The 13,658-nt window shown below is 69.5% G+C and carries 15 protein-coding genes; 6 read left to right on the top strand and 9 right to left on the bottom strand.

Features of this window, described 5'->3' with window-relative positions; all coding sequences use genetic code 11:
• Positions 1-2: 2 nt before the first annotated feature.
• Both ACFY0F_RS31920 and ACFY0F_RS31915 read right to left on the bottom strand, forming a co-directional pair.
• The gene (locus ACFY0F_RS31920; RefSeq protein WP_388802034.1) at positions 3-851 is read right to left on the bottom strand and encodes a 3-hydroxyacyl-CoA dehydrogenase family protein; all 849 of its coding nucleotides are present in this window, start codon (positions 849-851) and stop codon (positions 3-5) included.
• A 124-nt stretch (positions 852-975) separates the two neighbouring features.
• A complete protein-coding gene (locus tag ACFY0F_RS31915; RefSeq protein ID WP_388802032.1) occupies positions 976-1,617 on the bottom strand; it encodes a TetR/AcrR family transcriptional regulator in 642 nt (213 codons plus the stop codon).
• Between the two features lie 79 nt (positions 1,618-1,696).
• On the opposite strand from ACFY0F_RS31915, the gene ACFY0F_RS31910 reads away from it, so the two are divergent.
• Genes ACFY0F_RS31910 through ACFY0F_RS31900 form a run of 3 tightly spaced genes read left to right on the top strand, consistent with a single transcriptional unit; the run spans position 1,697 to position 3,828 of the window.
• A complete protein-coding gene (locus ACFY0F_RS31910) occupies positions 1,697-2,482 on the top strand; it encodes an ABC transporter ATP-binding protein (protein WP_388802029.1) in 786 nt (261 codons plus the stop codon).
• A 10-nt stretch (positions 2,483-2,492) separates the two neighbouring features.
• Entirely contained in the window at positions 2,493-3,242 is a 750-nt protein-coding gene (locus tag ACFY0F_RS31905) for an ABC transporter permease (RefSeq protein WP_388802026.1), read from the top strand.
• Positions 3,243-3,255: 13 nt separating this feature from the next.
• Positions 3,256-3,828: a cob(I)yrinic acid a,c-diamide adenosyltransferase gene (locus ACFY0F_RS31900; protein ID WP_388802023.1), complete on the top strand. Its 573-nt coding sequence runs from the start codon at positions 3,256-3,258 to the stop codon at positions 3,826-3,828.
• Positions 3,829-3,850: 22 nt separating this feature from the next.
• Here ACFY0F_RS31900 and ACFY0F_RS31895 read toward each other — a convergent pair whose 3' ends face one another.
• The gene (locus ACFY0F_RS31895; protein WP_388802020.1) at positions 3,851-4,024 is read right to left on the bottom strand and encodes a hypothetical protein; all 174 of its coding nucleotides are present in this window, start codon (positions 4,022-4,024) and stop codon (positions 3,851-3,853) included.
• A gap of 35 nt (positions 4,025-4,059) precedes the next feature.
• Entirely contained in the window at positions 4,060-4,605 is a 546-nt protein-coding gene (locus ACFY0F_RS31890) for a hypothetical protein (protein WP_388802018.1), read from the bottom strand.
• 151 nt (positions 4,606-4,756) lie between these two features.
• Between ACFY0F_RS31890 and ACFY0F_RS31885 the strand changes: the two genes are divergently transcribed.
• From ACFY0F_RS31885 to ACFY0F_RS31875, 3 genes are all read left to right on the top strand, one after another.
• Positions 4,757-5,923 (top strand): sensor histidine kinase, encoded by a 1,167-nt coding sequence (locus ACFY0F_RS31885; RefSeq protein WP_388802016.1) that lies wholly within the window; start codon positions 4,757-4,759, stop codon positions 5,921-5,923.
• Positions 5,920-6,561 carry a response regulator gene (locus ACFY0F_RS31880; RefSeq protein WP_388802013.1) on the top strand — a complete coding sequence of 214 codons (642 nt, stop codon included), beginning with the start codon at positions 5,920-5,922 and terminating at the stop codon, positions 6,559-6,561. The genes ACFY0F_RS31885 and ACFY0F_RS31880 overlap by 4 nt, the downstream gene beginning before the upstream one ends.
• A 130-nt stretch (positions 6,562-6,691) precedes the next feature.
• Entirely contained in the window at positions 6,692-8,515 is a 1,824-nt protein-coding gene (locus ACFY0F_RS31875; RefSeq protein WP_388802010.1) for a glycosyl hydrolase family 18 protein, read from the top strand.
• A 13-nt stretch (positions 8,516-8,528) separates the two neighbouring features.
• Here ACFY0F_RS31875 and ACFY0F_RS31870 read toward each other — a convergent pair whose 3' ends face one another.
• From ACFY0F_RS31870 to atpA, 5 genes are all read right to left on the bottom strand, one after another.
• A complete protein-coding gene (locus ACFY0F_RS31870) occupies positions 8,529-8,975 on the bottom strand; it encodes a DUF2550 domain-containing protein (RefSeq protein ID WP_388802007.1) in 447 nt (148 codons plus the stop codon).
• 129 nt (positions 8,976-9,104) lie between these two features.
• Positions 9,105-9,479, bottom strand: a complete 375-nt coding sequence (locus ACFY0F_RS31865) for a F0F1 ATP synthase subunit epsilon (protein ID WP_388802004.1) — start codon at positions 9,477-9,479, stop codon at positions 9,105-9,107.
• Positions 9,480-9,608: 129 nt separating this feature from the next.
• Positions 9,609-11,045 carry a F0F1 ATP synthase subunit beta gene (atpD, locus tag ACFY0F_RS31860; RefSeq protein ID WP_388802002.1) on the bottom strand — a complete coding sequence of 479 codons (1,437 nt, stop codon included), beginning with the start codon at positions 11,043-11,045 and terminating at the stop codon, positions 9,609-9,611.
• Positions 11,045-11,959, bottom strand: coding sequence for a F0F1 ATP synthase subunit gamma (locus tag ACFY0F_RS31855; protein WP_388802000.1), 915 nt, complete (start codon positions 11,957-11,959; stop codon positions 11,045-11,047). Before ACFY0F_RS31855 ends, atpD begins: the two co-directional genes overlap by 1 nt.
• Before the next feature lie 20 nt (positions 11,960-11,979).
• Positions 11,980-13,572 carry a F0F1 ATP synthase subunit alpha gene (gene atpA / locus ACFY0F_RS31850; protein WP_388801997.1) on the bottom strand — a complete coding sequence of 531 codons (1,593 nt, stop codon included), beginning with the start codon at positions 13,570-13,572 and terminating at the stop codon, positions 11,980-11,982.
• Between the last annotated feature and the right edge of the window lie 86 nt (positions 13,573-13,658).

Below are 13,658 nucleotides of genomic sequence, written 5' to 3'. Positions count from 1 at the left end.
GCTCAGTGCTTGTAGAAGCCCTGCCCGCTCTTGCGGCCGATGTCACCGGCGTCCACCATCCGGCGCATCAGCTCCGGCGGTGCGAACTTCTCGTCCTGCGACTCGGTGTAGATGTTGCTGGTGGCGTGCAGCAGGATGTCGACGCCGGTCAGGTCGGCCGTCGCGAGGGGACCCATGGCGTGTCCGAAGCCCAGCTTGCAGGCGATGTCGATGTCCTCGGCGCTGGCGACGCCCGACTCGTACAGCTTCGCCGCCTCGACGACGAGGGCGGAGATGAGCCGGGTGGTGACGAAGCCGGCCACGTCCCGGTTGACGACGATGCAGGTCTTGCCGACGGACTCGGCGAACTCCCGCGCGGTCGCGAGGGTTTCGTCGCTGGTCTTGTAGCCGCGCACCAGTTCGCACAGCTGCATCATCGGGACCGGGGAGAAGAAGTGGGTGCCGACGACGCGCTCCGGGCGTTCCGTCACGGCCGCGATCTTGGTGATCGGGATGGCGGAGGTGTTGGAGGCGAGGACGGCGTCGTCGCGCACGATCTTGTCCAGGGTGCGGAAGATGTCGTGCTTGACTTCGAGCTTCTCGAAGACGGCCTCGACGACGATGTCCGCGTCGGCGGCGGCGTCCAGGTCGGTGGTCGCGGTGATGCGGGCGAGGGCCGCGTCGGCGTCGTGCGCCTCCAGCTTGCCCTTGCCGACGAACTTGTCGTACGAGGCCTTGATGCCGTCGGTGCCACGCCTGAGTGCCTCGTCGGTGACGTCCCGCAGGACGACCTCCCAGCCCGCCTGAGCGGAGACCTGGGCGATGCCGGACCCCATGAGACCGGCCCCGATGACGGCGAGCTTCCGTGCCACTCCGACTCCCCTTACGCGCTGTTTACGGTTGCCTCTTCGGCGGACCATAGCGCTCGTGGGGGGCTGTGTGACCGGTAAGTAATGCGCGTCACGTCCCATTTGACGGACGTCACACCGACAGGGGTCAGATCTCGCCTCGGACGGCGTAGTTGAGCACCTTCTCGCCCAACAGCTCCTCCATGTCGTCGAGGAGCACCAGCACCTCTCGTGACACTTCGCCCGGATTACGCCCCTTGACCATTTCGCGCCCGATGACCGCCATGGCCGCGCCGTGCGCCCAGCAGATCTGACCGGCGATCAGATAGGGCAGGTCGTCGTCGTCCGCCGCGCCGGTCTCCTCGCGCAGGACCCGCTCGAGGTTCGCCTGGACCTCCTGGGCGAGGGCCCACAGCCGCGAGCGCAGTGCGGGCGCCTCCTCGATGATGCGCATGAAGTGGGCGTATTCCGGCAGCAGGCCGATCCGGGGCGACACCGCCTCGACCTCTGCGCGCAGTTCACGCAGCACGGCGACGGCGGCCGACTCGCCCTCGCCGCGACCGCGCACCCAGCGGGCCAGCCGGTCGACCATGCCGCTGGAGCGGTCGAAGAAGAGGTCCTCCTTGGCCTGGAAGTAGTTGTACACGGTGTTGACCGAGACGTTGGCGGCCTCGGCGATCTCCGCGACGGTCACCGCGTCGAAACCGCGCTCGGCGAACAGCCCCGTGGCGACATCCGAGATGTACTGCCGGGTCTGCCGCTTCTTCCGCTCCCTGAGTCCCTCGGCCATGACCGGATTCTAACTTCCCTGGAGCCCCTGAAAACTTGGTGCCATTGCAATATTTAAGAGACTCTGTTTTTCTGTCGGCATGACAGCAGTCATCAGCGCGGCCGGACTGGCCCGCACCTTCCAGACCAAGCGCGGCCCGGTGGAGGCCGTGCGCGGCATCGACCTCGCCGTCCGCGAGGGCGAGATCCTCGGCTTCCTCGGCCCCAACGGCGCCGGCAAGACCACCACGCTCCGGATGCTCACCACGCTGCTCACCCCCACCGGCGGCACGGCCACCGTCGCGGGCCGCGACCTCACCACCGACCCGGCCGGTGTGCGCAGGGCATGCGGGTACGTGGCCCAGTCCGGCGGCGTCGACCCGCAGATCTCCGTGTACGAGGAGCTGGTCACCCAGGGCCGCCTCTACCGACTGACGAAGCAGCAGGCGGCGCGGCGCGCCGAGGAGTTGGCGCACGACCTGGACCTCACCGGGCTGCTCGACCGCAAGGTGGGTGCGCTCTCCGGAGGGCAGCGGCGCCGGCTGGACATCGCGATGGGTCTCACCCACCGCCCGGAGATCCTCTTCCTCGACGAACCGACCACGGGCCTCGACCCCGGCAGCCGCGCCGACCTGTGGGAGCTGATCCGCCGGCTGCGCGACGACCACGGCACGACGGTCTTCCTCACCACCCACTACCTCGACGAGGCGGACGCCCTCGCCGACCGGCTGGTGATCGTCGACAAGGGCGTGGTCGCGGCCGAGGGCACACCGAGCGCGCTCAAGCTCCGGTACGGCGGCTCGGTCGACGCCTCGCTACAGGACACCTTCCTCGCCGTCACCGGTCGCGGCCCGGCCCCGGCCGACACCGCCCCCGTAGCCGTATAGGACCACCAGGATGCTTCTCCACGACACCGCGCTGATCTACGGCCGCTACCTCCGCCAGTCCCTGCGGTCCCGCTTCGCCCTGCTCTTCGGCGTGCTGATGCCCCTGCTGTACCTGTTGTTCTTCGGCCCGCTGCTGACCGATCTGCCGCTCGGCGCGCGGGGCAGCTCCTGGCAGGTGCTGGTGCCGGGGCTGCTGCTCCAGCTCGGCCTGTTCGGGGCCGCCTTCGCGGGGTTCTCGGTCATCATCGAGAACGGGCAGGGTGTGGTGGAGCGGATGCGGGTGACCCCGGTCAGCCGGCTGGCGCTGCTCCTGGGACGCGTGCTGCGGGACGCCACTGTCTTCGTCTTCCAGGCGGTGTTGCTGGTACTGGCCGCCATGATCATGGGCCTGCGCGCGCCGCTGCCCGGCGTCCTCATCGGCTTCGCGTTCGTCGCGCTGCTGACGATCTCGCTGGCGTCGCTGTCGTACGCGCTGGCGATGAAGGTCCGCACCCCGCAGACGTTCGGGCCGACGGTCAACGCCCTGACCATGCCGTCCATGCTGCTGTCCGGTCTGATGCTGCCGATGAGCCTCGCACCGGCCTGGCTGGACGTGCTCTCCCACTTCATGCCGTTCCGCTATCTGGTGGACGCGGTGCGCGACGCCTACGTGGGTTCGTACGCCACCGCGCACATGCTGTACGGCGCCCTGGTGGCCGTCGGTTTCGCCGCGCTGGCCGTGACGGTGGGCACACGGGTCTTCCGGACGTCCGGAGCGTAATTACGCTGGCCTCATGGTCAATCTGACGCGCATCTACACCAGGACCGGCGACCAGGGCACGACCGCCCTCGGCGACATGAGCCGGGTCGCCAAGACCGACCTGCGGATCTCCGCGTACGCGGACGCCAACGAGGCGAACGCGGTGATCGGCACGGCGATCGCGCTCGGCGGCCTGAGCGACGCACTTGTCAAGGTCCTCACCCGCGTCCAGAACGACCTGTTCGACGTGGGCGCGGACCTGTCGACGCCGGTGGTGGAGAACCCCGAGTTTCCGCCGCTGCGGGTCGAGCAGTTCTACATCGACCGGCTGGAGGCGGACTGCGACCGCTTCAACGAGGAGTTGGAGAAGCTCCGGTCGTTCATCCTCCCGGGCGGCACCCCGGGCGCGGCCCTGCTGCACCAGGCGTGCACGGTCGTCCGCCGGGCCGAGCGCTCCACCTGGGCCGCCCTGGAGGCCCACGGCGAGGCGATGAACCCGCTCACCGCCACCTACCTCAACCGCCTGTCCGACCTGCTGTTCATCCTGGCGCGGACGGCGAACAAGGAGACGGGGGACGTGCTGTGGGTGCCGGGCGGGGAGCGTTAGCGGTCGTCAGCCCGGGGCTTGCCTACGTGGCGCCCGGGGCGGGCGACCCGAGAATGTCCGCCAGCACCTCCGCGAGCGAGGCACGCGGCGCGTCACCCTCCTCGTGGAGTGTCCGCGCGGCCTTGCGTGCGAGCTGTGCGTCGGCGGCTTCCTCCAGCGTGTCGTATTCCGCCCTCTCGGATACGGGGTCGTCCATGCCGCCAATGTACGCACCTCGGATGGCTGGAGGTCTCAGCGCCGGGGCGTCGGCTCGCGCTTCGGGAACAGTGTGTAGCTCGCGGCGATGATCACATTGATGCCGATCACCCAGAGCATGCGCTGCTGCCACTCCCGTAGTGAGCCTGTCCCGCCGTCGCCGCCCACGTACCAGGCCGCGGCCTGCAGCAGGACGATGGCGACCAGGGCCGCGAGGATCCAGCGGCCCGCGACCCTCCATTCGTGGACGGCGCGGGCCGTGCCGTACTTCGGGGGCCGGGCGGGAGGCGGGCCGTCCGCGAAACGGTGGGCGACCCGGGCGTCCGCCCACTTGATCGTGGAGTGACCGAGGCCGACGGTGAAGCCGATGTACACGGCGGCCAGACCGTGCCGCCAGTCGGGCTCGGCGCCGTTCTTCAGGTCGATCGCCGTGGCGACGAACAGCACGACCTCCAGGAACGGTTCGCACAGCAGCAGCGCGAGACCCACGCGGGGCATCCGGAAGACGTAGCGGAACGCCAGCCCTGCGGCCAGCAGCACCCAGAAGGCCACCTCGCAGGCGACGACCAGTGCGACGATCACGGCTCGCTCCCTTCGCTCACCCCATCAGGCTCGCCCGGACCGCCGCATCCGTCGTCGTCGCCGTTGACGAATCCGCGGTAATCGAAAGATGCAGCGCCGAACCCTTCCGGAGGAGCACACGGGGCGCGCCTCGCCCGTGTTTGATGGGGCCATGCCCGTACGACTCCCCCGTCCGCACCGCGATGACGTGCTCATCGCCGTGGGCGGGCTGTTCGGGGGGCTGCTGCTGTGGGCGCTGGGCGTCTTTCCGCGGGTGGCCGCCGACAGCCTCGTGCTGTGGCCCCAGCGGTGGGCGGCTCTGGTGCCGCTGGTGGTGACCGCCGCCTGCGAGCCGCTGCGCCGCACCCGGCCCCGGATCGGCCTCCTGGTCGGCACGGTGGCGCTGACCGTCGACACGGTGACCCTGGGCAGCATCGTCACGGTCGTGCTCTACACGGACCTGGTGTACGCGGCCGTCCTGTACGGCAGCCCCGCCTCCGCCCGCCGCATCCCGTGGATCACCGGTCTGCTCACGGTGATCGGCGGGGTGGTGCCGGCCGCGCTGTGGCGTGATCCGCAGGGGCTGCTGATCGGCGTCGCCGTCGGGGTCGTGGCGCTCGCCCCCGCCGAGACCGGCTGGGTCGTGCGCAATCATCGCGAAGCCGCCGAGGCCGCCCGGCTGCGCGCCGAGCAGACCGCACTGCTCGCCGAGATGGACCGCGTCCAGGCGGTCACCGCCGAGCGGGCGCGGATGGCCCGGGAGCTGCACGACCTGGTGGCGGGCCATCTGTCGGCGATCGCCATCCACTCCACGGCCGCGCTGTCCCTCGACGACCCGGACACCTCGAACAAGGCCCTGTCCGTCATCCGCGAGAACAGCGTGGCGGGGCTCGCCGAGATGCGGCGGCTGATCGACATCCTCCGCGAGCGGGACGACGCGCCGGCCGCGGTCCCCACCCTGGACGGCCTCACCGCCCTGGTCGACGGCGCGCGGGCGAACGGCCTCGACGTCCGGCTGGACGCCGACCCCGGCCGGGTGCCCGCCCCGGTCGGGCTGGCCGCCTACCGGATCGTGCAGGAGTCGCTGACCAACGCGCTCAAGCATGCCGCGCGGGGCAGCGTGCACGTGGTCCTCGAGCAGGCCGACAACGCCCTGGAGGTACGCGTGACCAGCCCGTGCGCCGACGGCGACAGGCCCCGCGCCCCCGGCTCCGGCACCGGCCTGGTCGGGATGCGGGAGAGGGCCACGCTCCTGGGGGGCAGTTTCGACGCCGGGCCCGACGGCGCGCTGTGGACCGTACGCGCCACCCTTCCCGTGACCGAAGGAGATCCCGAGTGATCCGCGTCCTGGTCGCCGAGGACCAGTCGGCCGTCCGCTCCGGGCTGGTGCTCATCCTGGGCACCGCGCCCGACATCGAGGTGGTCGGGGAGGCGGCGGACGGCCTGCGGGCGGTGGCCCTGGCCCGGGAGCTCCGGCCGGACCTGGTGCTGATGGACGTGCAGATGCCCCGGCTCGACGGGGTGTCGGCGACCCGGGAGGTGGTCGCGGAGGGGCTCGCGGACGTCCTCGTGCTGACCACCTTCGACCTCGACGAGTACGTCTTCGGGGCGCTGCGGGCCGGGGCGGCCGGCTTCCTGCTGAAGAACGCGGAGGCGGGGGACCTGCTGGAGGCCGTGCGGACGGTGGCGCGCGGGGAGGGGATCGTCGCCCCGGCGGTCACCCGGCGGCTGATCGCCGAGTTCGCCGCCCGGCCGGTGCGGCAGCCGTCCGCCGATCCGACGGTGCTGGAGGCGTTGACGCGCCGGGAGCGCGAGGTGCTGGCGTGCATCGGTGAGGGGCTGTCGAACGCCCAGATCGCGGGGCGGCTGGAGATGGCCGAGGGCACCGTGAAGACCCATGTGAGCCGGTTGCTGGGGAAGCTGGAGCTGCGCAGCCGGGTGCAAGCGGCCGTTCTGGCTCAGGAGTTGGGGATCTAGCGTCTCGCCGGGAACGGAACGGCAAGTGGTCCAGACCTATTGACCGATGGTCCAGACCTTTCTATTCTCGCGGCACCGTGGGCATGAAGGCTCAGTCATGCCCCTGACATCCCCACAGAGGAGGCGCAGCATGCGCTTCGGACACAGAGCCGTGGCAGGGTTCGCGACCTTGCTCCTGCCGGTGGCAGGACTGGTCGGCCTCGCCGGTCCCGCCCAGGCCGCGACGACCGCCACCGCCACCTACGCCAAGACGCAGGACTGGGGCACCGGCTTCGAGGGCAAGTGGACGGTGAAGAACACCGGCAGCACGGCCATCAGTTCCTGGACCGTCGAGTGGGACTTCCCCTCCGGCACCTCGGTCACCTCCGCCTGGGACGCCGACGTCACGTCCTCCGGCACCCACTGGACCGCGAAGAACAAGTCCTACAACGGCACCCTCGCCCCCGGCGCCTCCGTCTCCTTCGGCTTCAACGGCGCGGGCTCCGGCTCCCCGTCCGACTGCAAGCTGAACGGCGACAGTTGTGACGGCACGACGGTTCCCGGCGACGCGGCCCCCTCCGCGCCCGGCACCCCGACCGCCTCGAACATCACCGACACCTCGGTGAAGCTCGGCTGGAGCGCGGCCACCGACGACAAGGGCGTCAAGAACTACGACGTCCTGCGCGACGGGACGAAGGTCGCCACGGTGACGACCACCTCGTACACCGACACCGGCCTGAGCGCCGGCACCGACTACTCCTACACCGTCCAGGCCCGCGACACCGCCGACCAGACCGGCCCGGTCAGCGGCGCGGTCGCCGTGCACACCACCGGCGGCACCACTCCCCCGCCCACCGGCGGCAGCAAGGTCAAGCTCGGGTACTTCACCGAGTGGGGCATCTACGGCCGCAACTACAACGTCAAGAACCTGGTGACGTCCGGCTCCGCCGCCAGGATCACGCACATCAACTACGCCTTCGGCAACGTCACCGGCGGCAAGTGCGCGATCGGCGACTCCTACGCCGACTACGACAAGGCCTTCACCGCCGACCAGTCCGTCAGCGGCGTCGCCGACACCTGGGACCAGCCGCTGCGCGGCAACTTCAACCAGCTCCGCGAGCTGAAGGTCAAGTACCCGAACCTCAAGGTGCTGTGGTCCTTCGGCGGTTGGACCTGGTCCGGCGGTTTCGCGGACGCCGCGAAGAACCCGGCCGCCTTCGCGCAGTCCTGTTACGACCTGGTCGAGGACCCGCGCTGGGCCGACGTCTTCGACGGCATCGACATCGACTGGGAGTACCCGAACGCCTGCGGCCTGAGCTGCGACACCAGCGGGGCGGCGGCCTACAAGAACCTGATGGCCGCGCTGCGCGCCAAGTTCGGCTCGAAGAACCTGGTCACTGCGGCGGTCACGGCCGACGGCTCCTCCGGCGGAAAGATCGACGCGGCCGACTACGCGGGTGCCTCGGCCTCCGTCGACTGGTACAACGTGATGACGTACGACTTCTTCGGCGCCTGGGACGCGCAGGGCCCCACCGCCCCGCACTCCCCGCTCACCTCGTACAGCGGCATCCCGAAGGCCGGCTTCACCACGGCCGACGCGATCGCCAAGTACAAGTCCAAGGGCGTGCCCGCGAGCAAGCTGCTGATCGGCATCGGCTTCTACGGGCGCGGCTGGACCGGAGTCACCCAGGACGCCCCGGGAGGCACGGCCACGGGCCCGGCGGCGGGTACGTACGAGCAGGGCATCGAGGACTACAAGGTGCTCAAGACGTCCTGCCCGGTCACCGGCACCGTCGCGGGCACGGCGTACGCCCACTGCGGAAGCAACTGGTGGTCCTACGACACCCCGGCCACCATCGGTACGAAGATGGCGTGGGCCAAGTCCCAGGGGCTGGGCGGCGCGTTCTTCTGGGAGTTCAGCGGTGACACCGCGGGCGGCGAGCTGGTGAGCGCCATCAACAGCGGTCTGTCGTAAGCCTTTTCAGAGTTCAGGCGACGTTGACGCGCTGTCCGGGCGGGGCTGCCTCCAGCCACGCGAGGAAACCGGTCAGCGCGTCCTCGCTCATGGCGAGTTCCAGGCGCGTGCCCCGGTGCGTGCAGGCGAGGACGACGGCGTCGGAGAGCAGGGCCAGCTCCTCCTCGCCCTCGGGGAGACGGCGGCCGGCGACCTCGATCTGCGCCCGCTCCAGGACACGGCGCGGGCGGTAGGCGTAGGAGAAGACCCGGTACCACTCGATGCGGTCACCGTTGTAGCGGGCGACACCGTAGCTCCAGCCCTTGCCGCCCGTGTCGGGTTTCTCCGGCAGGTCCCAGCGCAGGGAGCAGTCGAAGGTCCCACCGGAGCGCTGGATCAGCCTGCGGCGCAGACCGAACAGGAACAGTCCCACCACCACGAGCGCGACCACGATCCCGCACACAGTCAGAGCGAGGACCACCGGCACCGACCTCCTCGTCTCCTAGGTAACGGAACGTAAAAAACACCCATATTCACCTCAGCCGCGGCCGGCACCGGATCGCTCCGGTTCCAGCCGCGGCTGAGTCACGTCATCGCACAGCTTGCTGGTTCAGCGAGCCGTCGCCGCCCGCAGTCGGACGTCCGCCCGGCGCTCGGCGGTGGCGTCACCCTCCGCCTTGGCGCGCTCGAGCTCGCGCTCCTCGCGCTGGACATCGATCTCGTCCGACAGTTCGGCGGTCTCGGCCAGCAGGGACAGCTTGTTGTCGGCGAACGAGATGAAACCGCCGTGCACCGCGGCGACGACCGTTCCACCATCACTCGTACGGATGGTCACCGGGCCCGACTCCAGCACACCGAGCAGCGGCTGGTGACCGGGCATGACGCCGATGTCGCCGGACGTGGTGCGCGCGACGACCAGGGTGGCCCCGCCGGACCAGACCTGGCGGTCGGCGGCGACCAGCTCGACGTGCAGCTCAGCAGCCATGGGAGGCTCCTCGGGTCACCACCCGGCGGTTGTGCCGGGTGTTGGGGTCAATTCTAATAGGCGTGGCGAGAGGGGCAGGACCACACCCCGCAGGGTGCGCCCCCGCCCCTCTCACAGCGAGCTCGGGGCTCAGGAGACGCCCAGCTCCTTCGCGTTCTTGCGCAGGTCCTCGAGACCACCGCACATGAAGAACGCCTGCTCGGGGAAGTGGTCGTACTCACCGTCGCAGATCGCGTTGAACGCGGCGATCGACTCGTCCAGCGGGACGTCCGAGCCGTCCACGCCGGTGAACTGCTTGGCGGCGTGGGTGTTCTGGGACAGGAAGCGCTCCACACGACGGGCACGGTGGACGACGAGCTTGTCCTCCTCGCCGAGCTCGTCGATACCGAGGATCGCGATGATGTCCTGCAGGTCCTTGTACTTCTGCAGGATCGTCTTCACGCGCATGGCCGCGTTGTAGTGGTCCTGCGCGATGTAGCGCGGGTCCAGGATCCGGGACGTGGAGTCCAGCGGGTCCACGGCCGGGTAGATGCCCTTCTCCGAGATCGGACGGGAGAGCACCGTCGTCGCGTCGAGGTGGGCGAAGGTGGTGGCCGGCGCCGGGTCGGTCAGGTCGTCCGCGGGGACGTAGATCGCCTGCATCGAGGTGATCGAGTGACCGCGGGTCGAGGTGATGCGCTCCTGGAGCTGACCCATCTCGTCCGCCAGGTTCGGCTGGTAACCCACCGCGGAGGGCATACGGCCGAGCAGCGTGGAGACCTCGGAACCGGCCTGGGTGAAGCGGAAGATGTTGTCGATGAAGAACAGCACGTCCTGCTTCTGGACGTCGCGGAAGTACTCCGCCATCGTCAGACCGGCCAGGGCGACACGCAGACGGGTGCCCGGGGGCTCGTCCATCTGACCGAAGACCAGCGCGGTCTTGTCGAGGACGCCGGACTCCTCCATCTCCTGGATGAGGTCGTTGCCCTCACGGGTGCGCTCGCCGACGCCCGCGAAGACGGAGACGCCCTCGTGGAGGTTGGCGACACGCATGATCATTTCCTGGATCAGCACGGTCTTGCCGACACCGGCACCACCGAACAGACCGATCTTGCCGCCCTTGACGTACGGGGTCAGCAGGTCGACGACCTTCAGGCCGGTCTCGAACATCTCGGTCTTCGACTCGAGCTGGTCGAACGCGGGGGCCTTGCGGTGGATCGACCAGCGCTCGCCGTCGTAGGACTCGTCGACGTTCAGCACCTCACCGAGGGTGTTGAACACCTTGCCCTTGGTGAAGTCGCCGACGGGGACGGTGATGCCCTCGCCGGTGTCGGTCACCGGGGCCTGGCGGACCAGGCCGTCGGTGGGCTGCATGGAGATCGCGCGGACCAGGCCGTCACCCAGGTGCTGGGCGACCTCCAGGGTCAGCGTCTTCTTCACGCCCGCGTTCGCCGGGTCGGCGACCTCGACGTGCAGGGCGTTGTAGATCTCCGGCATCGCGTCGACGGGGAACTCCACGTCGACGACCGGGCCGATGACCCGGGCGACGCGGCCCGTGGCCGTCGCGGTCTCAACAGTGGTGGTCATTAGCGGTCACTCCCCGCGGTCGCGTCGGCGAGAGCGCTCGCGCCACCGACGATCTCGCTGATTTCCTGGGTGATTTCGGCCTGGCGGGCCTGGTTGGCAAGCCGGGTGAGCGTCTCGATGAGCTCACCGGCGTTGTCCGTCGCCGACTTCATCGCGCGCCGCGTGGCGGCGTGCTTGGAGGCGGCCGACTGGAGCAGCGCGTTGTAGATACGGCTCTCGACGTACCGCGGCAGCAGTGCGTCGAGGACGTCCTCGGCCGACGGCTCGAAGTCGTACAGCGGAAGGATCTCGCCCTGCGGCTTCTCCTCCGCCACCTCTTCGAGGCGCAGCGGCAGCAGCCGGGCGTCGAGCGCCGTCTGCGTCATCATCGAGACGAACTCGGTGTAGACGATGTGGAGTTCGTCCACGCCGCCGTCCGCCGTCTCCGTCTCGATCGCCTCGATCAGCGGCGCCGCGACCTTCTTGGCGTCCGCGTACGAGGGCTCGTCGGTGAAGCCGGTCCACGACTCCGCGATCTTGCGCTCGCGGAAGTTGTAGTGGGCGACACCGCGGCGGCCGACGATGTACGTGTCGACCTCCTTGCCCTCGCGCTCCAGGCGCTCGGTCAGCTTCTCCGCCGCCTTGATGGCGTTGGAGTTGAAGGCGCCGGCCAGACCGCGGTCGCTCGTGAGGAGCAGGACCGCGGCACGGGTCGGGTTCTCCGTCTCCGTGGTGAGCGGGTGCTTGGTGTTCGAACCGGTACCGACCGCCGTGACCGCTCGGGTGAGCTCGGTCGCGTACGGCGTGGAGGCCGCCACCTTGCGCTGCGCCTTGACGACGCGCGAGGCGGCGATCATCTCCATCGCCTTCGTGATCTTCTTGGTCGCGGAGACGGATCGGATGCGACGCTTGTAGACCCGGAGCTGGGCTCCCATGAGTCAGGTCCCTTCCGTCGTCACTTGCCGGAAGCGGCCGGGGCGTCCTCGCCGAGCAGCTTGCCGTCCGAAGTCTCGAACTGCTTCTTGAACTCCGCGATCGCGTCCGCGACGGCCGTCAGGGTGTCGTCGGACATCTTGGCGCCCTCCTTGATGGAGGTCATCAGACCCTGCTCCTTGCGGTGCAGGTAGTCGAGGAGTTCACGCTCGAAGCGGCGGATGTCGGCGACCGGGACGTCGTCCATCTTGCCGGTGGTGCCGGCCCACACGGAGACGACCTGGTCCTCGGTGGCCATCGGCTCGTACTGGGCCTGCTTCAGCAGCTCGACCATGCGCTGACCGCGCTCCAGCTGCGCCTTCGACGCGGCGTCCAGGTCGGACCCGAAGGCGGCGAACGCCTCCAGCTCACGGAACTGGGCGAGGTCCACGCGGAGACGGCCGGAGACCTGGCGCATCGCCTTGTGCTGGGCGGAGCCACCGACTCGGGAGACCGAGATACCGACGTTCAGGGCCGGACGCTGACCGGCGTTGAACAGGTCGGACTCCAGGAAGCACTGGCCGTCGGTGATGGAGATGACGTTGGTCGGGATGAACGCCGAGACGTCGTTGGCCTTGGTCTCGACGATCGGCAGACCGGTCATCGAGCCGGCACCCATGTCGTCGGAGAGCTTGGCGCAGCGCTCGAGCAGCCGGGAGTGCAGGTAGAAGACGTCACCCGGGTAGGCCTCACGGCCCGGCGGGCGGCGCAGCAGCAGGGACACGGCGCGGTAGGCGTCGGCCTGCTTCGACAGGTCGTCGAAGATGATGAGGACGTGCTTGCCCTCGTACATCCACTGCTGACCGATGGCCGAACCGGTGTACGGCGCCAGGTACTTGAAGCCGGCCGGGTCGGACGCCGGGGCGGCGACGATGGTCGTGTACTCCAGCGCCTGGTTCTCCTCCAGCGCGCGGCGGACGCCGGCGATGGTGGAGCCCTTCTGGCCGATGGCGACGTAGATGCAGCGGACCTGCTTCTTCGGGTCGCCCGAGCGCCAGTTGTCGCGCTGGTTGATGATCGTGTCGATGGCCAGGGCGGTCTTGCCGGTCTGGCGGTCACCGATGATCAGCTGACGCTGACCACGGCCGATCGGGGTCATCGCGTCGACGGCCTTGTAGCCGGTCTCCATCGGCTCGTGCACCGACTTGCGCTGCATGACCGTGGGGGCCTGCAGCTCGAGGGCGCGGCGGCCGGACGTCTCGATCTCGCCGAGGCCGTCGATCGGGTTGCCGAGCGGGTCGACGACGCGGCCGAGGTAGCCCTCGCCCACTCCGACGGAGAGGACCTCACCGGTACGGGTGACCGGCTGCCCCTCCTCGATACCGCTGAACTCGCCGAGGACGATGGCACCGATCTCGCGCTCCTCGAGGTTGAGGGCGAGGCCGAGGGTGCCGTCCTCGAACTTCAGCAGCTCGTTGGCCATGGCGGAGGGAAGACCCTCCACCTTGGCGATGCCGTCGCCGGCAAAGGTGACCGTGCCGACCTCCTCGCGCGAGGCCGCGTCCGGCTGGTACGACTGGACGAAGTTCTCCAGTGCGTCCCGGATCTCCTCCGGCCGGATCGTGAGCTCCGCCATCTGGGTTCCCTGCTCTCCTTGTTGGGCCCGAAGTTTCACTTGGGGGGTTGGGGGACTCCCCCCAATAAGAGGTGAATCCTCTGCAC

Origin of the sequence: Streptomyces sp. NPDC001544, from assembly GCF_042894285.1 — a bacterium.
Lineage (GTDB): Bacteria > Actinomycetota > Actinomycetes > Streptomycetales > Streptomycetaceae > Streptomyces.
The sequence above is the reverse complement of the archived record's forward strand: the minus strand, read 5'-3'. Positions and strand labels throughout refer to the sequence as shown.